Annotated in this window: 25 protein-coding genes; 24 read left to right on the top strand and 1 reads right to left on the bottom strand. The window is 51.3% G+C overall.

What is annotated here, in order from left to right; translation table 11 throughout:
• Positions 1–367 precede the first annotated feature (367 nt).
• From ACWGOO_RS16190 to ACWGOO_RS16105, 18 genes are all read left to right on the top strand, one after another.
• A complete protein-coding gene (locus tag ACWGOO_RS16190) occupies positions 368–1306 on the top strand; it encodes a glycosyltransferase family 2 protein (protein WP_452485056.1) in 939 nt (312 codons plus the stop codon).
• Positions 1303–2238, top strand: a complete 936-nt coding sequence (locus ACWGOO_RS16185; protein ID WP_452485054.1) for a glycosyltransferase — start codon at positions 1303–1305, stop codon at positions 2236–2238. The genes ACWGOO_RS16190 and ACWGOO_RS16185 overlap by 4 nt, the downstream gene beginning before the upstream one ends.
• A complete protein-coding gene (locus ACWGOO_RS16180; RefSeq protein WP_452485052.1) occupies positions 2235–2996 on the top strand; it encodes a glycosyltransferase family 2 protein in 762 nt (253 codons plus the stop codon). The genes ACWGOO_RS16185 and ACWGOO_RS16180 overlap by 4 nt, the downstream gene beginning before the upstream one ends.
• Before the next feature lie 35 nt (positions 2997–3031).
• Entirely contained in the window at positions 3032–3763 is a 732-nt protein-coding gene (locus tag ACWGOO_RS16175) for a sugar phosphate nucleotidyltransferase (protein WP_452485050.1), read from the top strand.
• Positions 3764–3835: 72 nt separating this feature from the next.
• Positions 3836–5296: a glycosyltransferase family 2 protein gene (locus ACWGOO_RS16170; RefSeq protein ID WP_452485048.1), complete on the top strand. Its 1461-nt coding sequence runs from the start codon at positions 3836–3838 to the stop codon at positions 5294–5296.
• 119 nt (positions 5297–5415) lie between these two features.
• Entirely contained in the window at positions 5416–5703 is a 288-nt protein-coding gene (locus ACWGOO_RS16165; protein WP_452485046.1) for a nucleoside-diphosphate sugar epimerase, read from the top strand.
• Between the two features lie 29 nt (positions 5704–5732).
• The gene (locus ACWGOO_RS16160; protein WP_452485044.1) at positions 5733–6065 is read left to right on the top strand and encodes a restriction endonuclease subunit S; all 333 of its coding nucleotides are present in this window, start codon (positions 5733–5735) and stop codon (positions 6063–6065) included.
• Complete coding sequence (locus tag ACWGOO_RS16155; RefSeq protein WP_452485042.1) at positions 6065–6349, top strand: hypothetical protein; 285 nt, start codon at positions 6065–6067, stop codon at positions 6347–6349. Before ACWGOO_RS16160 ends, ACWGOO_RS16155 begins: the two co-directional genes overlap by 1 nt.
• Positions 6350–6361: 12 nt before the next feature.
• Positions 6362–6721 carry a hypothetical protein gene (locus ACWGOO_RS16150; protein WP_452485040.1) on the top strand — a complete coding sequence of 120 codons (360 nt, stop codon included), beginning with the start codon at positions 6362–6364 and terminating at the stop codon, positions 6719–6721.
• Between the two features lie 181 nt (positions 6722–6902).
• Entirely contained in the window at positions 6903–7994 is a 1092-nt protein-coding gene (locus ACWGOO_RS16145; RefSeq protein ID WP_452485038.1) for a CgeB family protein, read from the top strand.
• A 31-nt stretch (positions 7995–8025) separates the two neighbouring features.
• Complete coding sequence (locus ACWGOO_RS16140) at positions 8026–9144, top strand: CgeB family protein (RefSeq protein WP_452485036.1); 1119 nt, start codon at positions 8026–8028, stop codon at positions 9142–9144.
• Between the two features lie 60 nt (positions 9145–9204).
• Positions 9205–10902 carry a glycosyltransferase family 4 protein gene (locus tag ACWGOO_RS16135; RefSeq protein WP_452485034.1) on the top strand — a complete coding sequence of 566 codons (1698 nt, stop codon included), beginning with the start codon at positions 9205–9207 and terminating at the stop codon, positions 10900–10902.
• 88 nt (positions 10903–10990) lie between these two features.
• Positions 10991–12082: a non-hydrolyzing UDP-N-acetylglucosamine 2-epimerase gene (gene wecB / locus ACWGOO_RS16130; protein WP_452485033.1), complete on the top strand. Its 1092-nt coding sequence runs from the start codon at positions 10991–10993 to the stop codon at positions 12080–12082.
• Entirely contained in the window at positions 12075–13061 is a 987-nt protein-coding gene (locus ACWGOO_RS16125) for a polysaccharide biosynthesis protein (RefSeq protein ID WP_452485031.1), read from the top strand. The genes wecB and ACWGOO_RS16125 overlap by 8 nt, the downstream gene beginning before the upstream one ends.
• Positions 13058–13915: a dTDP-4-dehydrorhamnose reductase family protein gene (locus ACWGOO_RS16120; protein WP_452485029.1), complete on the top strand. Its 858-nt coding sequence runs from the start codon at positions 13058–13060 to the stop codon at positions 13913–13915. The genes ACWGOO_RS16125 and ACWGOO_RS16120 overlap by 4 nt, the downstream gene beginning before the upstream one ends.
• The gene (locus ACWGOO_RS16115) at positions 13873–14895 is read left to right on the top strand and encodes an NAD-dependent epimerase/dehydratase family protein (protein WP_452485027.1); all 1023 of its coding nucleotides are present in this window, start codon (positions 13873–13875) and stop codon (positions 14893–14895) included. Before ACWGOO_RS16120 ends, ACWGOO_RS16115 begins: the two co-directional genes overlap by 43 nt.
• Positions 14892–15605, top strand: coding sequence for a glycosyltransferase (locus ACWGOO_RS16110; RefSeq protein ID WP_452485026.1), 714 nt, complete (start codon positions 14892–14894; stop codon positions 15603–15605). Before ACWGOO_RS16115 ends, ACWGOO_RS16110 begins: the two co-directional genes overlap by 4 nt.
• Positions 15592–16665, top strand: coding sequence for a glycosyltransferase (locus tag ACWGOO_RS16105; protein WP_452485024.1), 1074 nt, complete (start codon positions 15592–15594; stop codon positions 16663–16665). The genes ACWGOO_RS16110 and ACWGOO_RS16105 overlap by 14 nt, the downstream gene beginning before the upstream one ends.
• Here the strand turns inward: ACWGOO_RS16105 and ACWGOO_RS16100 are convergent.
• A complete protein-coding gene (locus ACWGOO_RS16100) occupies positions 16662–16832 on the bottom strand; it encodes a hypothetical protein (protein WP_452485022.1) in 171 nt (56 codons plus the stop codon). The two genes, ACWGOO_RS16105 and ACWGOO_RS16100, sit on opposite strands and share 4 nt — an antisense overlap.
• 214 nt (positions 16833–17046) lie before the next feature.
• On the opposite strand from ACWGOO_RS16100, the gene ACWGOO_RS16095 reads away from it, so the two are divergent.
• The 6 genes from ACWGOO_RS16095 to ACWGOO_RS16070 all read left to right on the top strand — a co-directional run bounded on the left by ACWGOO_RS16095 (position 17047) and on the right by ACWGOO_RS16070 (position 23007).
• Positions 17047–17400, top strand: coding sequence for a hypothetical protein (locus ACWGOO_RS16095; RefSeq protein ID WP_452485020.1), 354 nt, complete (start codon positions 17047–17049; stop codon positions 17398–17400).
• 187 nt (positions 17401–17587) lie between these two features.
• Positions 17588–18247, top strand: coding sequence for a glycosyltransferase (locus ACWGOO_RS16090; protein ID WP_452485018.1), 660 nt, complete (start codon positions 17588–17590; stop codon positions 18245–18247).
• Between the two features lie 108 nt (positions 18248–18355).
• A complete protein-coding gene (locus ACWGOO_RS16085) occupies positions 18356–19285 on the top strand; it encodes an NAD-dependent epimerase/dehydratase family protein (RefSeq protein WP_452485016.1) in 930 nt (309 codons plus the stop codon).
• A gap of 140 nt (positions 19286–19425) precedes the next feature.
• Positions 19426–19548, top strand: a complete 123-nt coding sequence (locus tag ACWGOO_RS16080) for a hypothetical protein (protein ID WP_452485015.1) — start codon at positions 19426–19428, stop codon at positions 19546–19548.
• A gap of 143 nt (positions 19549–19691) precedes the next feature.
• Positions 19692–21419 carry a methyl-accepting chemotaxis protein gene (locus ACWGOO_RS16075; protein WP_452485013.1) on the top strand — a complete coding sequence of 576 codons (1728 nt, stop codon included), beginning with the start codon at positions 19692–19694 and terminating at the stop codon, positions 21417–21419.
• A gap of 292 nt (positions 21420–21711) precedes the next feature.
• Positions 21712–23007, top strand: coding sequence for an arsenic transporter (locus ACWGOO_RS16070; RefSeq protein ID WP_452485011.1), 1296 nt, complete (start codon positions 21712–21714; stop codon positions 23005–23007).
• The last annotated feature ends 1 nt before the right edge of the window (position 23008 follow it).

Here is a 23008-nt window from a genome sequence, read left to right as displayed (position 1 = left end):
AATACTAGGATGAAGATCATCCTGTTAATAAATAAGTGGAATAAAGGCGGATAATGGAAAAAGAGATGTCTTGTGTAAAAAAATAAAGTTGATTTTTTGAACGACGATGATCTGGCTCTGATATTAGCATAGAGAATGACGGGCGAGAAGATGTATGTCACAAATTTATCCAAAATGATTCTTTATACCCTAATAACTCAATTTTTTAATAAAGTCGAGTAATAAATGTAAAATAAAGTCGAAAATTGCTCTGTCGAAAAGACTCCACGCTTGCCGTTACACACGGGTTATAGACCGCATAGGTTATGTTGAACTGTCCTAATCATGCTGTCTATCCATACAGCAGCAAAGGAGGTGAGTAGGGAGCATGAGGAAGCAGGCAAGATTTGGATTCAAGACCAATCGCAGGCGACATTCCAGTGCTAATAACCCCAACCCAAAGGTGTGGCTGCCTGTACGGACGCCATCCGTGCATATCAACCCGGCCCCTGTAACAAGAAGGGGATCAGGCACAGAAGCAGAAGCACAGACAGGTGAAGAACGGCCACCCGGTTCGTCTTCGGCGGGAAAATTGCTGGTATCCGTCATCATTCCGGCTATGAATGAGCAAAAAACGATCGGGGCTGTGGTCCGTGAGGCACGCCATGTTCATCCATACACCGAGGTCATCGTGGTCGAGAACGGATCAAGCGACAGGACGGCCAAGGCGGCGAAAGCAGCGGGCGCGCGAGTGCTTTCCTTTCCGCAGCCATTGGGGCATGATATTGGCCGCCGCATTGGAGCGGAGGCGGCTTCCGGGCAGGTACTGCTTTTTTTGGATGGTGATATCGTCATTCCCTGCGTCAGACTCAAGCCATTCATACAAGCCGTATGTGCGGGAGCGGATGTTGCACTGAATGATTACCATGGGCCAGTAGACGGTACGTCAGTTCATCCTGTGGTTGAAGCGAAGCATGTATTGAATATTTTGTCGAACCGCGCTGATTTAGGGGGAGCATCCATGACTGGAATCCCGCATGCCATAAGTCGAAAGGCCTTGAATGAAATAGGTGTAAAGTCTTTGGAGAAACCTCCGTTATTTCAGGCCATGTCGATCGCTTCCGGCTTACGGGTGGTGACTGTTCGTGGAATAGCCGTGGGTAAAGTGAATGCGACCCGCAAAAAAATGAACGGTAGGGACCCGCTTGTAGATGTGGTTGTACAGGATCATCTTGACGCGATTGCCTGGCTTACATCACATCTGGGGACGCGTGCAGGATACACGGATTTGAAGCGCAAACGGATCAGAGACGAGGTGAAGCCGTGAGCAGAGTGTATAGCAAAGGAAGGCGTGATGATCGAAGTCGGGGCATACGACGTGCACAGCGAAGACATGGAACGACGACTGCAATGGGTAGCCGCAGGGTGAGGAAACTCGCGCCCCGGCGGGGGAAAATGACAGAAGCAAATCCACCGGAGGTACGAGCATTGCCCGAAGATGCCCTGCTGCGAGGAACCGCTGCCGCAGTGGTCAGCGTCTGCAACGAGGAATCTACGATTGGCGGGGTGCTAAGTGAGCTGGAACAGCTACCGCTTAAGGACATCATCGTCGTATTGAACGGTTGCACGGACGACACCCGTTCTATAGTAGCGAAGCATCATCCGGGTGTGACCCTCGTCAGCGTTCCGGATCGGCTCGGGCATGATGTCGGACGGGCGGTAGGCGCACGTATGACGCAGGATGATATCGTGCTATTTGTGGATGGGGATCTACCGATTCCTGCGGCTGATTTGCTGCCTTTCCTCAACGCAGTGGATCAAGGAACGGATGTGGCACTTAATGATCTGAGCAGACATTTACCGCCATACTTCCGGCAGGACAGTGTGACCCGGTGCAAAGGGTTCCTGAACCGCGTGCTGCGCAGGCCGGATCTGGGAGCAAGCTCCTTGACCGCTGTACCGCACGCGTTATCACGGCGTTCGCTGGAGCTGCTCGGTCCGGCCATGCTCGCTGTTCCGCCGAAAGCCCACGCTATGGCGGTGCTGCACGGTATGCAGGTGAAGGCAGTACATGCCATCGACGTCATTGGAACAAACCGCAAGCGGGCATTCAATATCGGCAAAGGGAATGCCATGGAGCAACTGATCGTCGGCGATCATGCGGAGGCACTGGCTGCGGTGTTTCAGATAGCCGGAGCTTCCCCGTTCGGACCTGTTCCAGCGCGGGCCGACGTCGCCAAAGGGAGGAATGCACGATGAGTCTGACGAGCATTATTATTCCGACCTATAACGGTTTGCACCTGCTCAAGCCATGTATTGAGGCGATTCGGACACATACGACAGATGTGCCTTATGAAATTATTATTGCGGACAACGCTTCAAATGATGGAACGGATGATTTTTGTGAAGCCGAGCGGCTGATCAGCATCCGTCTCCCCGAAAACCGGGGGTTCCCTGCAGCTTGTAATCAAGGGCTTCGGCTGGCTTCGGGTGATCAGCTCCTTATTTTGAACAATGATGTGACGGTTACACGGGGATGGTTATCCAATATGCTGGTTGCATTGCGAAGCGAAAGCACAGTGGGACTGGTGGGACCGGTGACGAATTATGCCAGCGGTATTCAGCAGATTGACGGATTAGCAGGGAATTTGGATAGCTGTATCCAGTTTGCAGAGCAGAATAATGCAAGTAATCCGTCCAGATGGCAGGAGGTCAAGCGGCTAGTCGGGTTTTGTCTGATGTTCCGACGTGAGCTGATGGAACGGATCGGATTGCTGGATGAACGGTTTAACCCTGGGCATTATGAGGATGACGATTATTGTCTGCGCGCACGTGTACATGGCTACAAACTGCTGATGTGCAGTGACTGTTTTGTTTACCATCAGGGGAGTGCGAGCTTTTCACGCTCGGAATCTGCCTGGGTCGAAGAGTTGATCGAGCGGAATTATCGTTTGTTTATGGACAAATGGAATATAGACCCCAGAGCGTTTATCGAGACTGGAAACGGTGGGGCCTAAGGCAACGAACATGCTGTCGAAGGAGGAAGGAAGATATGAAAGGGGTTATTCTCGCGGGAGGAACCGGATCGCGCCTTCATCCGTTGACTTCTTTACTCAACAAGCATCTGCTTCCGGTCGGCAAGTATCCCATGATCGTGTATGGTATCGAAAGACTGCGACAGGCGGGTATTACCAATATGCTTCTTATTATTGGCAAACAATCGGCCGGGCTGTACACCGATTTTCTGGGCAGCGGCAGCAATTATGGTGTCCAACTGACGTACCGAATTCAGGAAAAGGCGGGCGGCATTGCACAAGCGCTCGAACTGGCGAAAAGCTACATGGAGCCAGGAGAAAAATTCACTGTTTTGCTGGGCGATAATTTGTTCAAGGAAGATCTGGGACCTGTTATTGAACGGTTCGGCCAGCAGCCTCCGGGGAGCGCCAGAGTATTGTTGAAAAAGGTGCCAGATGCCCACCGCTACGGAGTACCTGTGTTTGATCCCGAACGGCCGGAGAGCATTACGCGTATTGAAGAAAAGCCGCAGCATCCCCAGTCCAGATATTGTGTAACCGGCATTTACATGTACGATACCTCCGTGTTCGATAAGGTCCGGCAAATTACGCCTTCGGCGCGTGGTGAGCTTGAAATCACGGATGTAAACAACTGTTATGCGGCTGAAGGAAAGCTTGAATATGATATTTTGCGGCGGTATTGGAGCGATGCGGGGACTTTCGATTCCCTTCAGAAAGCCGGGGTCAAAATGAAAGGGCTTCTGTCCTGATCTCAGCGATACACCTTCCGACCGGGCTAGGCATATATTATGGGCATAATGCCACCCGGAGGAGTGAACGGCATGAAACGCCTGAGTATAAAAAGGAAACACAGCAAGCGGCTCAGTAAGAAAGGCTATTGGGCGGGGTACAAAAGAGGTCGGGAGCAGGGCAGCAGATTGGGCCAGGCCTCGTTCGGCAAGGTTTTTGAAGGTGTCAGTATTATCATTCCGTCCTATAATCAGCTTCATCGGCTTCGTGCATGTATTCATCGTATTGAGGAAAATACAAGCCAGCCACATGAAATCATTGTGGTGGATTGCGGCTCAACGGACGGGACACGCACCTATCTGCTTCGTAAAAGCATCGCTGTGCGTTATGCGCTGTTAAAGAAGGATATTCATTTGACGGGCAGCTTGAATCAGGGACTGATGATGGCGAAAGGCACGACCATTGTGGTGCTGGACCCCAATGCGCTGGTAACGCCAGACTGGCTGGATCGACTGCTGGAGTGCTTGCATAGTGATCCACGTATCGGTGTCGTCGGACCTGTAACGAACGGTCCGTTCGGAGAACAACAGATTGAGGTACCTTATACGAATGAAAATGAAGCACGTCTTTTCGCCATTTCTCATAATGTTTCCAATCCGGCCGCATGGCGGGAAACCCAAAGCCTGGCCGGGTTTTGTTTACTGCTGCGCAGAGAGACGCTGGAAAAGACGGGGTACTGGGACGAAGGCTGTCACAGCGGTCAGGAAGCAGATGCAGATTGGCTGCTGCGTGTACGCTTGTTGGGGACACGTCTGGCCATTGCGGGAGATGCTTTTATCCATTGCACGGAAAGTGATCGGGATACGGCTTATGCCTCTCCCCAGACGACCGGAGAAGGCGGTTTGACGGAGGAAAGCAGCCGAAACCGATCCTTTTTTGTCCAAAAGTGGGGGGATGCGGATAAGTTACTCCACAGCCTGAAATTCGGCACAGCAGAGCCGGACAGCCAGATATCGCCGACCAAGGCCAGACACGTGTCGGCGGCAACCTTTTATCCCGTTGGAGCGCTCGTTCAGGGACCGTCTGGTGCAATATATCGGCTGGAGCCGGGGAGAAGGCGGCTTCTGGATGGAGTCAGGGGTGCAGGAGGCGAAGACGTTACCCCGGTCAGGGTGTCACAGCTTGATCTGCTGGCGCTTCCGTTGGTGCCAAAGTCGGAGGCGGCGATTTCCGGTGTAGCGGATGCACCTGGATCTCTTGTGCCAGAGGAGCGGGTCCCTGTGCTGGCAGCCCCGGAACTGGAGAACATGCCCATACTGCTTACACTTAATATCCCGGCTCAACGCATGCGATGGATTGAGGTTCTTTATGCCGAAGGCGGGCAATTGTATCAAATCGGGAACGGCTGGAAAAGGCCGTTCCTTACCCCCTATGCCGCCATGAGCTGGCTGGCGGCTGATTACCGGATTCAGTTGGTGTCCCCCGGAGATTTGGCGGATTTGGCGGAGGAGCAGCCCATTATTGCGCCACCTGTGCTGCACGGGCATTTGTAATGATCGGAATAGGCGCTTGTATGCGGAACCGACTACTCGCTTCCGCATACGCTGTAGTAGCGGAAAGCCCGTAGGCAATTCGTGCGTTCCGCACGGCGGAGCACATAAAGGAGGGGCTTATGCATAACCAGGTAGATGATTTGCTGATCCATATTTCCCACTCGCAGCAGCAGATGTCAAGGCTGTTGGATGCGGAACGACAGGTGGTCGTGCGCATGTCGCAGATCATACATGAACTGCCGAACGAAGAGCCGCGTTTTGATGGAATTCCGGGCATTCTCAACAGCTCGGGACAAGTAAACAAAAGCATTGTTGCCTACTTGAACGGTATTGCCGATCTTCAGGAAGCAATGGCTGAAATGCTCGTTCGTGTCGTGAAAGAGACGGCATATCCGGACGAGGAGTAACGTACCAACCGAGGGCGGGGAGTGAACACATGAGTAGGGAAAAAGCAATGATTCATATGCTGGACGCAGCTTCCAAAATGCAATGGAATGTGTCCATGATCCTGGAGGCCAAGGCGGTAGAAGCCGAAAAAATGCGTAATTGGACGCTGAACCATCTGGAGCCTCGCGCATTTGACACGGATGAAGAACAATTGGGACGGCCTTTGGAAATTCATGAGCAGATGGTGGAAATGCTGGAGGGTTTAACCCGGCTTCAAACCGGACTGTGCAGTAATCTCAAGGCATTACTGGATCAGGATGAGCAGCAAGGTGGCGGAATGGAAGGAATGATGGGAGGAATGGGATCGGGGGATATGAGCTAATGAGCATGAGGCGTGAACGTGAGATCAAGCTGGATATGATGGAGTCCATTGCTGCCAGCCAGCATGCCGTTGCCCGGATGCTGAGCAGTCTTGCGGACTTGACGCCCCATGCGGATATGTCCGCTACCCGTCTGGAGGAAACCATTCGTATGCTCAGCAACTACCAGGGGGAAATCACGCAGATGTTGGCGGGCATCCCATTAAGACGGCAGGTGTATGGAAAACCGACTCAGCCGTGGCTCCAGTTACCTGTTCCAAAAACGAAACAACGACGAGGAACCTAAGGAGGAATGAAAATGAGAATAAGGTGGGAACGTGTCACGCGGGGAAAAGTCCGCAAGAGACGCAAAAGCACCCGGCGTTTGAGCATTCGAAGATTAAAGCTGAGAAGGAAACGTCTGCTTGCTTTAAGACGGCGTAAAAGAGGGCTTCACTCCGCTCGCAGAAGACGCCATCATCTGCGTCGGCAGAAAAAACCTCAGCCCACCCCGACGACAGCCCCGGCTGCGGAGAATTCACAGCCCGAGCCTGTAGTGCTGGAGCATGATCCACAGGCATTCCAGCAGGGATATGATGCGGCCTATAACGAGGGCTTCAATTCAGGCTTTGCCAAAGGCTACGAAGATGGACACCAAGTCGCTTACAAGGCCCAGTAAACCGTGAACATCATCTATTGCTGCTGATCCCCCGAAGCTAACAGCTTCGGGGTTATTTGGCGTTTGCCAGATGGACGGGCAAACGCCAATTTTGTCCGGGCAGTGGCAGTCGTCCATGATGTGTTTGACCCCTCCGCATATAGTTTAGGAGTGACAGAAGTTTATCCAACAACAGGACAGGGTGAAGGATGTGAACGATCAACGAAGCGGGAATGAACGCGAAGCCTATCGATGTGGCTACCGGGAAGGACGCAGAATGGGCGGTTGCACGGCTGCTCTGTCACAGATCGTGGCTACGAAGCCTGCTGTTCGCCAGTTGAAAGTGTTGTATATTCCACAAGGCTTCGCCGCTATAGACACAGGGGTACAAGAGGCATTAAGCCAAGTATGCAGCGAATGGGTCATCGGTACTCCTGCCACGATGCTGGCTGACGCCGAGGCCCATCGACCCGACCTCGTGCTAGTCATGAACGGGCTGCATGTTTTTCCACCGGATCATCTGGAGCAGGTGCAGCAAATACGGGGCCTGGGCATTCGGACAGCCATATGGTTTGTAGATGATCCCTATTTTACAGAGGATACGGCGTTGATCTGCCAATCCTACGATGTTGTATTTACGCATGAGATGTCATGCCTGCCGTTTTATCGAGATCAGGGAGTGGCACAGGTATACTATTTGCCGCTTGCTGCGTCAGCCCGGATCTTTTACCCCCGGCGGGTAGAGCGGGAGCACCAGCATGACATTTGCTTCATCGGGAATGCCTTCTGGAACCGCGTGAAGCTGTTTGACCACCTCGCTCCTTTTTTGGCGGACAAAAGGGTGCTGATCGTGGGTGGAAGCTGGGATCGGCTGACCCGTCGGGATGTACTGGAACGATTTATCCGTCCAATCTTCATGGAGGCGGAGGAAACAGCCCAATATTATAACGGCTCCAAAATTGTGATCAATCTGCACCGTCCGACGGACCCCGGATTGGATAACCGGAATACGCATCAGTTATCAGCGGAGTCCATTAATCCCCGGACCTATGAAATTGCTGCCTGCGGCACGCTCCAGATCACGGACATTCGGAAGGATCTGAACCGCTATTACCGACCAGGCTATGACATTGAAACCTTTGGTGGAGCAGAGGAGCTGAAGGTCAAGCTGGGCTACTATCTCAAGCATGACTGGGAACGTGAACGCATGGCTTGGCGCGGGCTGCACACCACCATGCAAAAGCATATGTACACAAATCGTATGGAAGAATTGCTGGACAAGGCGATGGCCTAAAGTAACACCAAAAACAGTGAGGAGTGAAGTGATGACCCTATCTACGACAGGACCGTTTGACCCGGCTACAACCTCCTGGGAAAAGGGGAAAGTTGCGGGAACCCATGACGGCTACGACGAAGGCTATTTGCGCGGACGCGCCAATGCGATTCTTGCCCGTACGAAGGCGGTCTTCCCTTTTCGGCAAATCCATGTACTGTATGTAGCTTCGGGTAAAGGTCTTCCCTATTCTCCACTGGATGAAGCGGTTATTACCACATTGCAAAGTATGACGGCTCAGGTTACCGTAACTGATCCACGTCAGCCAGTTGGTGATATTGCTGCTCAGGTCCGTCCGAATCTGATGCTGGCGCTGGATGGGATGGATCTTCCGCTGGAGCAGGTGAAAGCGGTACGTCAGTTGGGCATTCCGACCGCGATCTGGCTAACGGATGATCCCTATTACACGGACACGACGATTCCAATTGTTTCGTATTATGACCATGTGTTCACGCTGGAACTGAATTGCATCGAATTGTACCGTCAACTCGGCTGCTCATCTGTACATTACTTGCCCTTTGCGGCATTTCTGACTCAATATTTCCCCCTTAGCTTTCCCGCTTCCGTACGGCGTGAAATCGGGTTTACCGGCTCGGCCTACTGGAACCGCATCTATTTCTTTAATCCGATTATGCCGCAGCTCATGGCCCGTAATATTAAAATCAACGGAAGTTGGTGGGATCGTCTCCCTAATTATCAATCGTACATCGATAAAATCGAACTGGGCCGCTGGATGTCTCCGGTCGAGACGAATGATGCGTATAACGGCAGCAAAATTGTCATTAATCTTCATCGTTCGCATCAGGATGATTCAGTGAATAACAATGCGCTGAAAATTCCGGGGCTGTCGCCGAATCCGCGCACGTTCGAAATTTCTGCCAGCGGCACCTTGCAGCTGACCGACACACGGGATGATCTGGCTCGTTTTTACAAGCCGGGGGAAGAGATCGAGACGTACAGTTCCCAACAGGAGCTGCTGGAGAAGATTGAGTTTTATTTGACACACGAAAAGGAACGCCGTGAGATTGCCCTACGTGCTCTGGAACGGACCCTGCGTGAGCATACGTACGGTCACCGGATTGACCAGCTACTGTCGGTCGTATTTCCTTAATTCGGTTCATACGCCCGATAGTCGCTATTTTAAAGGAGGTGAACTCCGATCAAACCGAGAATGATGCTATTCAGCCATGTCAGCAATGTCCGCAGCATTACGGGAGCGGAGAAGCTGTTATTGCAATTTTGTGTAGACATTCGTACGTACTTCGACTGTATTCTGGTGACGCCCGGTGAAGGGCGGCTGACCACGATTGCCCGCAAGCGCGGGATTACTGTCCAAATTCAGAGCCTGTCCATGCTGCACGGCATGTATACCCCGTATGAGGGATTGGCGCAAGATGCGGAGAATTTGCGAAACCATGCTTTGTACGCACCGTTGCTCCAGTTGCTACAGCAAGCGCGTCCAGATGTGGTGCTGGTCAATACCTGTGTGAACGTCATGCCCGCGATGGCTTCCCATGAGTTGAATATTCCGGTGGTCTGGAAAATAACCGAAGTCATTAACCAGAATGAGCATACACCTATCTCGGTCTCCATCATCGAGCGTTACAGCCAATGGGTCATCGGCATTTCGCAAGCCGTCTTGCGACCTTTGCACGGGGCGGGGCTGACACGTCCGCATACGGTGTTGTCTCCTTGTCGAGATATGGATATGCCGCCGCACAAAGAGCATGTGCTGCAACGGAAACGCAAACGTGAAAAGCTGGGGTTGAAGGAATCGCATATTTGTATTGGTTATATTTCTTCGTTTATCTACGAAGCCAAAGGACTGTTGCCTTTTGTTCAAATGGCTCTGAAGCTGTGTGAAACGAATTCGAGCTGCCGCTTCTGGATCATCGGCAGCTCGGTGGACTCGGAATATTACGTGAAATGCGTTTCTTTAATCCGTAAATCCCGTTACAGCCGCCGCTTCCAGTTCAGCTCATTTGAGGTATCTGTCTCCACCGCCTATAGCGCTATGGATATGGTTGTCATCCCGAGCATGGTGGAGGAAGGCTTGGGTCTGACGGCACTGGAGGGGCTGGTTTACGGCAAGCCGGTTGTGGCCTTTGCGCAGGGAGGACTTGTGGAGCTGATGGAGGCGACCGGAAATACTGAGTTTTTGGTAGAGCCGGGAAACAGCGATATGTTGGCGGAAAAAGTGGGCTATCTGCTCAATCATCCCCAGGAAATGGAACAGATTGGTGTACGGAACCACAGCGCGGCTACACGTGTATACGGACCTGATTCCTATCAAAACAACCTGCACGTCATGGTCAGCCAATGGATTTGTCATGATCCGCAGTGGTTCCCGCTGATTCAGCAGCCGGGTGGTCCGGTATGGACGCGGGAGGGAGAAGGGCTACGTCAGGTCACCGCTATACCGGAGGCATATACCAGCACTATTCGAGAATTTCCCGAATCGGTGGTTTGCCAACTGTCTGTGCTCGGTCTGCCACCTATCGAGTATGCGGCCATTCCGGGCTTGCCACAGCTACCCGCTCCTGTACCGGAGCCACAGCCAGACCTGCATCACGGCAAGCGTGGCATTCGGGCGAGACGCAAGCATATCAGACCGCGCAATCGCAATCGCAATTGCAATTGCAATCGCAAGCGCAAGGGTAAGAGCAACACCAGCAGCAGGAGCCATCGCATTCACTGGTTTCCGCTGTCAGGGCTTCTGCCGAAATCCAAGTCCGGACAGAAGCTCAGATTGAAGCAGAAGCTCAAACGAAAACTCAAGCTCAAGTCTGTGTTGAGGCATCTGCATCCGCACAAGCGGAAGCGACGAGCGCTCAAGGCTGGACGCCACAAAAGACAACGGTCCGGGTGAAAGCACGCCGGACCGTTGAGGTGAACGTTTAGCTGGAGAACAGACATTCTGCTGGAGAACAACGACAGCAAAGGTGGGTTCCAACACGATGAAAATATTGACCGTGCTCGGCACAAGGCCGGAAATTATACGGCTCAGCCTGATCATTCCGAAGCTGGATCGCCATGCGGATCAGCATGTGCTTGTGCATACGGGCCAAAATTATACGGAAAGCCTGAGCGGGCAATTCTTCCGCGAACTGGGGCTGCGTGCCCCGGATTATGTGCTTCAGGAGAAGGCGGGGACGCTGGGTAAACAGTTGTCTGCCATGTACTCGCAGATGGAGGATATTTTAAACAAGGAGCGCCCGGATCATGTGCTGCTGCTCGGTGATACGAACAGCGCCCTGTGTGCCTTGCTTGCGGAACGTATGGGCTACCCGGTCGTGCATATGGAGGCGGGTAACCGCTGCTACGATCTGGATGTGCCGGAAGAGAAGAATCGCCGCGTCATTGACGCAATTTCTACGATTAATATGCCGTATACGGAGCAAAGCAAGCAGCATCTCATACGGGAAGGCTTTCCGAGCCAACGAATTATATTGACCGGAAACCCGATTTACGAAGTGATGCAGCATTACGAGAAAGAGGTGTCCGGCAGTGACATTTTGAAAAAGCTGGGACTGTCGCAGGGGCAATATTTCCTGGTAACTGCCCACAGAGCCGAAAATGTCGACTATCCGCCACATTTGCTGGCTATTCTGGATGGCCTGAATCGGGTAGCACAGCAGTCCGGACAGCGGGTCATTTGCAGTATTCATCCCCGTACCGCCGCTCGTATCGCGAGCCATCCGCCGATTCAGCTTGATCCGCTGGTGGAGTTCCACGAACCGTTCGGTTTTTTTGACTTCGTACTGCTGGAGCGGCATGCCCGCTGCGCTTTGACGGACAGCGGCACCGTACAGGAGGAATGCTGCGTCATGGGTGTGCCGACGGTTACGATGCGCCGGACGACGGAACGGCCAGAAACCGTAGATTGCGGCAGCAATATCGTGTCTGGACTGGATGGAGAGGTCATAGCGAACGCAGTAGCCTTAATGACCGGGATGAAGCATAAGTGGCAGTGTCCCGCAGGATATCTGGCGCAGGATGTGTCTGATAAGGTAGTCAAATTTCTGCTTGGAGGGAAACGGCATGTTTGAAAACCAACGTATCTTGGTTACCGGTGGTACCGGCTCCTGGGGACATGAGCTGGTTGCCCAGTTACTGCCGCGTAACCCCAAAGAGGTTATTATCTTCTCGCGCGGAGAATCCAGTCAGGTGGCGATGAACAGGCAGTTTGAGGATGAACGGCTCAGCTTCTGCATTGGGGATATTCGAGATAAGGACGCACTGGTTACCGCCTGCCAGGGTGTGGACTATATATTCCATCTGGCGGCTCTCAAGCACGTACCTGTCTGTGAAGATCAGCCCTATGAAGCGCTCAAAACGAATGTGGTAGGCACCCAAAATGTGATCGAAGCCGCTGTCGTCAATCAAGTAAAGAAAGTCATTTATATATCGACTGACAAGGCCGCGAACCCATCTAATTTTTACGGGATGACCAAGGCAATTGGTGAAAAGCTGATTGTCTACGCCAATTTGCTGAACAGCGATACGCAGTTCGTTACGGTGCGTGGTGGCAATGTATTGGGGACGAACGGAAGTGTGGTGCATCTCTTTCAGAGCCAGATTCGCCAAAAGAGTACCGTTTCAATTACAGATATGAACATGACCCGCTTTTTCCTGACTCTGCGTGATGCAATCAGCCTCCTGTTCAAAGCTTCGGTGGAAAGTGTCGGCGGCGAAATATTTATCATGACCATGCCAACCTGCCGCATTGTGGATTTGGCAGAGGTGCTCATCGAGGATTCGGGCGTGAAGAATGTAGAAATTGTAGAAAAAGGTGTCCGTCCCGGCGAGAAAATTCATGAGATTTTGATGAGCGACTATGAAAGTCTGACGACGGTCGTGTACGACGAGCAATATTTGATCATTCTGCCAACGCTGAATATCCCTCAACTAAAAGATCGCTACAAGCAATGTCCTCCAGTGTCGTTCAGCAGCTTTAGCTCGGAGTTCAATCTGATGTCCAAAAAGGAGATACGAAGCATTCTCCAGAGCGGGGGGTTCATTAAATGAAGCTTCTTATTTTGGGCGGTAACGGCATGGCAGGCCATGTGCTGGTCAATTACTTTCAAAAGCAGGGCGGATATAACGTATTCTACACCACACGTGATTCCAAGAATAAAGGTGGCCTTCTGCTGGATGTGAACGACAGTTTTATGGTGGAGCAGTTGGTGCGGAGCGTGAGGCCTGACATCATTATTAACGCGGTAGGTGTGCTGAACCAGCATGCCGGAGAGGATCAGGTTACAGCATATCAAATTAATGGTCTGCTGCCGCACCTTCTTCAGCGGACGGCGGATAGCATCGGCGCCCGTTTCATTCATATCAGCACGGACTGCGTATTTGAAGGGAAGCGGGTGCCGGGTCTATATCAAGAGACGGATCAGCCTGACGGGACAAGCGCCTATGCATTGACGAAAATACTCGGAGAAGTGAAGGCACCGGGACATCTGACGATTCGCACCTCCATTATCGGTCCGGAAATCCGGCCGGGGGGCATTGGTCTGCTGAACTGGTTCTTGCAGCAGAGTGGGGACGTTGACGGATATCGCCAAGTCTTTTGGAACGGGGTTACAACACTGGAGCTGGCTAAGGCTATACGGGTGTTGATGAATGAGCCGCTGGATGGACTCATTCATCTGGTTCATCCTGAACCGATTAGCAAGCATGATCTGTTGCTGTTGTTCAAGGACATCTGGAAGAGGGAGGATATTCGGATCGTGCCGAAGGATGAGCCGGTGCAAGACCGGACACTTCGTTCTACCCGGACCGATCTGCTCTACGATGTTTCTCACTACAGCATTATGCTGAAGGAGCTGCTGGAATGGACAGAAGCACAGCGGAACAACGTCGGCCCGTTATTGTAATTACCGGAGCGGCGGGCTATACCGGGATACACGCCTGCCGCCATTTTGCAAAGCTCGGCTGGGAGGTAGCGGCGCTGACCCGCACGGCTGCTTCCGCTCGGGAGCTGATCTTGCAGTTGAACGGTGATGAGAACGCCGGCGCAGATTCTGGCACCAGCTTTTACATCACGTCTTATGTATGCGATTTGCTCGATAAGGAACGTCTTCGCGAAGTGATCGGCCAGATTGCGCCGGATTATGTGCTTCATCTGGGTGGTAAAAATTCGGTGCCCGAATCATGGCAATGCCCGCTGCTCTACATGGAATCCAATGTGCTGTCCACGCTGTATCTGCTGGATGCGCTTCGCCCATTCCCCACAGCCCGGATTGTCGTGGCCGGTTCCCGGCTGAAAGCAGCTTTACAGGCCCCGTATCTTCCATCGCATCCGTACAGTCTCAGCAAAAGCCTTCAAGAGGCAGTCGCGCTCTCCTGGAGCGCGTTGTTCGGCCAATCCGTCATGCTGGCGGAGCCTTGCAATCTGATTGGCCCAGGTCCCTCCACCGGCTTTTGCGCATTGCTGGCGGGTCATATCATCCGTACGGAGCGCACGTACAAGGAGTCGGCAACCGAATCAGCTTCTGAGCCTTTACCTGCATCTGCACCGTTCCGGGTATCTTCCCGGCATGCGCAGCGTGATTTTCTCGATGTGCGCGATGCCGTTCGCGCATACGGTGTGCTGCTGGAGCAAGGTGTGCCGGGGCAGGTTTACCCGGTCTGTACAGGTCGCATCGTGGAGCTGGGCGACATCGTGGAACGTATGGTTGCACTGGCAGAGACACCTGTCTCCATCCAATGGGGGGACACGGTAGAGTCAGCGTCTACAGATGCATACCGGGCCAAAGAGCTGGAGGACATGGGGTGGAGGCCGATTATACAGTTGGGGCAATCGCTGGAGGATATGATTCGATACCGCCGAGCCAGAAAGGAAGGAACGATATGAGACCGAGTGTAACGATCGTCATTCCATTTTATAACTGTAGATACGTGAATCAGGCTCTGCAAAGCGCATTAGAGCAAACCTACGGTCCGCTTGAAATTATTGTCGTCGATGACGGTTCCACGACACATACCGAGATGCTTCAGCCTTATCTTCCGTATATACATTATTTAGGTAAAGTCAATGGAGGAACGGCCAGCGCACTGAATCATGGCATCCGGCATGCTAGCGGCGAATACATTGCATGGCTCAGCTCAGATGATACCTATCATATGGACAAAATAAACAACCAGGTATCTTTTATGATGGAGCAAGGCGCGTATATCTCTCACACCAATTTCAATTTCATCAATAACTACAGCCAGATTACAAGCCATCAGGCAGCGCCTGTGTTTCCCTCCCTGCCGGAGTTTTACCGTTTTTTCCAGAAAGGAAATCCGGTCAACGGATGCACGGTCATGTTTAAAAAGGAGCTGTTTGCGCATATCGGTCTGTTCGATGAGCAACTACCGTACACGCATGATCTGGATATGTGGTATAGAGTCATGCTGGCGGGCTACCCGTTTCCTTTTTTGAACGAACCGCTGGTCAACTACCGTTGGCATGATGAAATGGGGACGAAAAAGCACTGGAATGCTATTGAACACGAATACCACATCACCCAGTTGCGTTACAAAGATCGCTTCAGTCAGTTGTTGAATGGTCCTTCCTAATAAAGCCGGAAGTCTGTCAGGGGGGGACCCTCGCGTTCAGTTGATTACACTTCCTGAGAACAAAGGAGTACCCCATGTCCTCAACCGGGGGGTTGACGAGTTGTTCCAAGATCCTGCGATCACATATGTGACCTGGGTATCCAGTGACAATGTATATTATCCTTCATTTGTAGAACGATTGCGGCAGGAACTGGTGCAAGGGCCGGATTCGCTCGGCCTTGTATTCTCCACCTTCCGCCAGGTTGACGCCGGAGGGAACCCGCTGTATGACGAGCAGAACCAACAAGCGCTGATCCGGTATCAGAGCCAGTCGCATGAGGAACTACTGAACGCCAGCATTGTTGGGGTTTCATTTATGTACAAGAGTAAATATGCCCGCCGGATCAGCGGCTATCGGTTGCAACCCGTGGAGGATTATGATTACTGGCTGCGGCTGACCGAGACGTGCAGCATGAAATTCATCCCGGAGGTTCTTATGGATTACCGGGTGAATTCCGCTTTTAGTGTATCGGCCAGCTTGCACAGCCAGAAGGAACATCGACGCTGGCGGCACGCATTTCAAATCGCCAAGTATGAGGCGAGAGCGCGCCGGGGTATTCCGCTTGAAATGACCATTTTAATGCCTGTCATAGATATGACTCAAGCTGAGCCGTTGCTGGATAACCTGCTGGAGCAGCACTACAGCAATGGTATGATACGATTGCTGGATCTAACGCCGGAACAGGGAGCCGCCTCTTTCCTGCCAATGATGCTCGATCCTCGGCTAATTGTAACGCCGAGACCGCATTATTCTGTCACGGAAGCACTGGTTCAGGCCATTGGGGAAACGGTGACCCGCTTTGTTGTGTGCTACGGTGTCAAACCTTATATCGCTGTGACGGATCTGCTGTATCTGACCGATTTGCTGCGCCCGCTACAGGATACACATGCCTTTTCCTTTTATACAGATGACCATTCCACCATAGGCAGCAGCCGAGGCGTTCAGTCAGTGCCGCCGGAATGGAATCACGTGTATTACACCCACAGGCTGCATCAGGCTCTGGAACGGGGCTGCTTTTAGACAACTGGAGACAGAGACGGAATCGTGGTCATCTCCGACTGAAGCATACGATGCCCCTGTACGACATTGCCGAATGGGTCCAGTCCGAAGTTGGAAAGCACAACATTTGCGGGTGTAGCGGAGACTACATTGGAGCAGGCAGTACCAAAATCTCTGGTGTTTGTCATATAGCCGGTTGTAAAAGCCCAATGAATCATCCTTTCGAAAACAGAATATTGGAAAAACCCCAAAGGGATGCTCCTATACTATGAATCTACTGAATAGAAAGCTTGTATGCTTGACGGTAGGCTATGCCAAAAAAAGGTGCATTTTTGGAGATACCCATTCCATTATTACCCATTTGCAATGAAAGGAATGTTCATCATGCCTTTTAATTTTCAGATGACACCCAGCGGTTTGCCCGAGTTTGAGCCTAGTGTCGCCGTTAATTTGTTGGATCCCAATATTGTAGTGGCAGTCGCTGCTGACTTTAGTAGCGGGCCCCCTCTCATTGGTCTGTATCGTTCATTGGATGCTGGGGCGAACTGGACCGATACTTTACTGCCGCTTCCGCCGGGATATACAGGAGCTGAGGGGGGAATGGTAGCCTATCTGCTTCCAAATATTTTTATCGTATCAGCACATGTGTTTTCGGGAAATGAAAACAGGGCTGTCGCGATCTACCGCTCTACGGATAATGGAGCAACCTTTGCTCCTCCGGTGGTTTATTTATCTGGGCTTTGGAGATTACATTAGGGGATAACATGGGATACACCCGTGCTGCTTACCGCTGGCTCCAATCAGATTACACGGGGAGAAATCGCGGTGAACATCACGGGGGTTATGATCCGAGTCCGTTGTACGTGCCCGGCGTGATTAAGTTCGTGTACTACCCATCCAATATCCCTCTCTATAATTACACAAGGACCCCTGGGTGCAGACGGTGGAAAAGGACCGATATTGCATGGAACTGGCGGCGGCGTATTTTGGAATTGAACAGTATGACGTCATTCATACACAGGATGTCATTGCGACACGCGCCCTAAGCCGGGTCAAACGTAAGGATAGCGCACTCGTGGCCAATATTCACGGCTCGTTGGCCCGCGAGGTTATGATGGCGCTTGAACGAGATCAGGAGCCGGGATATCGAGAATCGTTGATGTGGAAATATTATTGGGCGCTAGAGCACTATGGCGCTATATCCGCTGATATTACAATTACATCTACGGAATGGATGAAGCAGACGCTCGTTCGTGAGTTTGAAGTGCCTGAGCAACAGCTTGCCACTTTCCAATATGGCCTGGATACTGAACATTTCTGGGAAATCGAGGAAAATGTAACGGACATGACACGACCCGTAGGAAAAAAGGTCATTATTTGTCCTTCACGGCTGGTATATATCAAAAGGCTGCATTACTTAATGAGTGCTCTTGGTTTGCTAAAAGACGCTGTATTCAGCCTGGGAGGACATGGCCTGCCTTCCATTCATCTGGATAAAAACGGACTGCGTCCGTATGCGGGACCGCTGGACTGGATGAGATGTGGCGCTGTATGCTGGCAAACGTCAGGCTGCACGTCTGAGCATCTGGAAGGTATGTCTTAGATTGTCTTTGGTGTCTGTGTTTGTGCCTGCGCTAAGCTGTAGAGCGCCGCATAACATGATGGGAAGGAAGGGAAGACGCTTGCTTCGGTTCAAAAGGAGGGTGCGCTAGTGAAGGCTTTGGTCACCGGGGGAGCCGGATTTATCGGTTCCCATCTGGTACGTGCGCTTGCTGATTCGGGTATCAGGGTGCATGTGCTGGATAATTTGACGACCGGGAATGTCGCAAATGTGGACCCGCGCGCGGTCATGCATATGGCGGATATTCGCAGCTCCGAGACCCGGACGCTGCTCATTCGGGAAAGCCCGGATATTGTGTTTCACTTGGCGGCACAGGCCGATATCCAGCAATCCATCCATCGACCAGATGAGGACGCAGATGTGAATGTGATGGGGACGATTCATCTGTTGCAGGCTTGTCATGAAGCCGGTGTATCCAAGCTGATATTTGCGTCCACATTCGGCGTATATGGTGAACTGCAAAAGCAATGTATTCACGAAGACGATCCCGTGGAGCCAATTTCGGGCTACGGGCTTTCCAAGCTGACCGCAGAATCGTATGTCCGGCTTTTTCATCGGTTATATGGCATAAATTACACGATTTTGCGTTACGGCAATGTGTATGGCCCCGGTCAGGCGGCGAAGGGAGAAGGCGGTGTAGTCGCTCTTTTTATGGATCGGCTGAAAAAAGGAAGCCCCTTACTCATTCACGGCGATGGAACACAAACCCGTGATTTTGTGTACGTCAAGGATGTAGTCAGAGCCAATATGGCGGCTATACGTGCAGCGGATCAACGTACGGTACATGTGAGTACGGGACGAACCACGTCCATCAATCGGCTGGCCTACGATTTGCTAAAGCTGCACGGTTCATTCGTTCGGCCCGTGTATTCAGCAGCGCGGGCGGGAGACATTCACCATAGCTGTCTTAGCAACGTAGTCGCGAGACATTGGCTTCGTTGGGAGCCGCTATATGGCATCTCTGCCGGATTGAAGGAAACGTACATGGGCAGTATGAGTTCAGGCAAAGAAGGCGTGTAGCGGGAGAGCGTGGGATTCAGGAAGGGGCTGGGGGGATCAGCCTCTTTTTTTGTGTATAGCATGGCAGCTACTTTAAGAATAATAGGCATAACACTGGTCACATGTACGTTATTGTTGGATATAGGGGGCCTTTTGCAATCATGACCCATACAGGTGCAGCGTCTTTCAAAGGGGTCAGCGACGATCTGAAAATGAAGCAGCAGTATTACCCGAAACTGGATAAACGCAATTTTTTCAAGCTGGGCTTCATCGCCTTCCTATGAGCCTTATGCTAAAACATACTTCAATTTTGATATGGAATAGGAAATATGGGGCGATTTAACTAAAAAGGATAGGCAAAAAGACATACTTGATATAAAATGATGTGAAATACATAAGTTGGATTATCTAAAGGAGTGTTGGCAGGTTGAACAGTCTGTTGTCACGTATGGTGTTGTTTTTTTCGGGTCTTATTGTCATCGGTGGAGCCATTCTGGGTTTTACCTCGTATCATTCTTCGAGCGAACTGGTGAAGAGCTCCATGGGCCAGCAGGCCAAAGCGGTGGCCGAAAGGGCCGCAGCAATGATTAACGTGGAAAAATATACAGACATTAAACCCGTTGTCGGGGGAGAGAACGTCTATTTTAATGAGCTGCGCGATCAGCTTAACAAGCTGAAGGAAGCTAACGGATTCAAGTATTTATACACCCTGGGTAAAGTGGTAAATGGGGGCCAAACGAGCTATGAGTATATCGTTGACGGCGTGGCTGCTTCCACGGTCAAAGAGGGCTATTCGTCGCTGGGCACTCCCGAAAAGAATGTGTACCCGGGGATGCTGCATACTTTTGAAACTGGCGAGGCTTCCATAGGCGATCTGACGAAGGATGAATACGGAGCGACCGTCTCGGCTTATGTTCCGATTAAAGGCAAGGACGGCAGCATCATAGGAGTTGTCGGGGCAGATTTGGATGCGACAGAAGTATACAAACTGATGGAGGCATCAAGGAGAACAATGCTTATTGTGGCTGGGGTTGTGCTGGCAGTATGTATTCTGCTGGTCTTTGCACTAGCCAAATATTTGACTCGTCCGTTATTAAGGTTAACCAGAGACGTTGCCAAGGTTGGTGAAGGCGATCTGACGGTCGTTATTGAAACGAATCGTAAGGATGAAATTGGCCGTCTGGCTTCGGCGTTCGGGGTCCTTGTAACGGATACAAGAACGGTAATTGAGGGTATCCGTAAAGGCTCGGACCAGCTTCTGTCTTCATCGGGGGATGTGTCCAGTCATGCCCACTCTACAGCAGAAGCCAGTCAGAATATTTTCACGCATATTAAAGAAGCTGAAGTGGGGGCAGAAACCCAGGTACTCCATGCCATGGAGATGAATAAAGGCATGGAAAACATGACCTCCAGCATGCATCGGATTGCACAATCTGCCGCGATTGTAGCGGACTTGTCGCAGGAAACTACCGAGAATGCGCAGCAGGGAAATGAAGCCATTGTCAGGGCTGTGGATCAAATGAAATCCATTGTAGGCTCCACAGCGGCGATGGTCGCCGCCACCAAACAATTGGAGGAGCATTCCGGGGAAATCGGAGAGGTACTTTCCCTGATGACGGATATTGCCGGACAAACCAATCTGCTCGCGCTGAATGCAGCGATAGAAGCGGCCCGGTCCGGAGAGCATGGGCGTGGTTTTGCTGTGGTAGCCGACCAGGTAAGGAAGCTGGCGATTCAATCCCAGTCGTCCTCGGCGGTTATCGCAGGCATCATCACCTCGGTTCAGCAGCAGACTTCCGAGCTGTCCAAACGGATGGAAGGAAGCGCCCTTGAAGCCAAGGCCGGAATGGACATTGTAAATGTGGCTGGACAATCCTTTGGCCATATCCATTCCGGTCTGGAACGGATCACGACACAATTGCAGGAGGTATCGGCTGCCTCGGAGGAGATCACTTCTGTTTCTGAGGAAGTCGCAGCTTCCGTGGACCAGATGGAAGGAATTTCACGGCATGCAGCCGAACACTTCCACCTGATTGCAGAAGCCTCGGACGGGCAGCTAACCTCCATGGAAGGCGTCAGCCAATCGGCGGATAGTCTGAAGGGGATGTCCGCCGAGCTGCGCCAGTTGATTGGACGGTTCAAGGTGACGGGATAATCAATATCAATACACGGAAAGGCGACAGCTTCCTGATGGGAGGCTGCCGCCTTTTGCCATTCTTGAAAGGATGTCTACACGTGTTTTCATTAAATAACAATTTCTGGATTCAGAAGAATTTGCTAATGGATAAGGCATGCTTTTAAATAAAGAAGAAACAAGCTTGCGGACCTGATTCGAATTCTTGCTCCTGCTAAAGACCCGATTGAAAAGTTGTTTCTGTGAGCATATGCTTATAAAATGATTTAATATGATTTAATATGATTATACATCCTGAATTGGAGGTTTGAGCGTGTTATCGGTTTTCTTGGCATGTACTATTTTTCTGTTAACTTTGACACTGGTGATCTGGCAGCCCAAGAATCTGTCTATTGGATGGTCAGCCTGTGGAGGAGCCATTTTAGCTCTGCTTGTTGGCGTGGTTCATATTGAAGATGTATGGGAAGTAACCCGAATCGTGTGGAATGCCACGCTGACTTTTGTAGCTATTATTCTCATTTCATTAGTGCTGGATAAGATCGGGCTATTTGAATGGGCTGCTTTGCATATGGCAAGGGCTGCGAAGGGAAAAGGGATTAGGCTGTTTATGTATGTGACTTTGCTGGGAGCGGTAGTATCTGCTTTTTTTGCAAATGATGGTGCCGCTTTGATCCTGACTCCCATTGTGCTGGCGATGGTACGGGCGCTCAAGTTTGAAGAAACAAGGGTGTTCCCTTTTATCATAGCCAGTGGCTTTATTGCAGATACGGCTTCGCTTCCGCTCGTCGTCAGCAATTTGGTTAATATCGTGACGACCAATTTCTTCAACATCACATTTATGGAGTATGCAGGCCGCATGATGATTCCGGATTTTTTTTCAATAGCTGCGAGCATGTTAGTGCTGTATCTCTTTTTCCGTAAAAGCATTCCAGAGAAGTTTGATGTTGCTCATGTAACGGCTCCTGCTAAAGCGATTAAGGATGCGAAAATGTTCCGGCTTTCCTGGATCTTCCTGACCCTCCTGCTTACAGGTTATCTGATCAGCGAATTTTTCAACATTCCAGTATCTGTAATTGTGGCAATCATTGCTGTGATTCTCTTATTTATAGCTCGTAAAAGTCCTGTCGTACCTGTCAAAGAAGTCTTGAAAAGCGCGCCATGGGCCATCGTATTTTTCTCCATCGGGATGTACGTCGTAGTATACGGGTTGCGTAATGTGGGTTTGACAGATTTGCTGTCTCATCTTATTCAAGCGGCAGCAGACGAGGGGATGTTTGTGGCTACGATGGCTATGGGTTTTATGGCTGCGGTCATTTCTTCGGTGATGAACAACATGCCTACGGTCATGATTAATGCACTGGCGATCCATGCTACGAACGCAACGGGAATGATCCGGGAGGCACTTGTTTACGCCAATGTAATCGGGTCAGATTTAGGGCCCAAGATGACACCCATTGGCTCCTTGGCTACGCTGCTCTGGCTGCATGTGCTTACTTCTAAAGGCATAAAGATTCGTTGGGGAACCTACTTCAAAACAGGTGTACTTCTGACCTTGCCTACGCTTTTTTTCACGCTTTTGGGTTTGTATTTGTGGTTGAAGATATTATGAT

The organism is Paenibacillus sp. NPDC055715 (assembly GCF_053617595.1).
The sequence above is the reverse complement of the archived record's forward strand: the minus strand, read 5'-3'. Positions and strand labels throughout refer to the sequence as shown.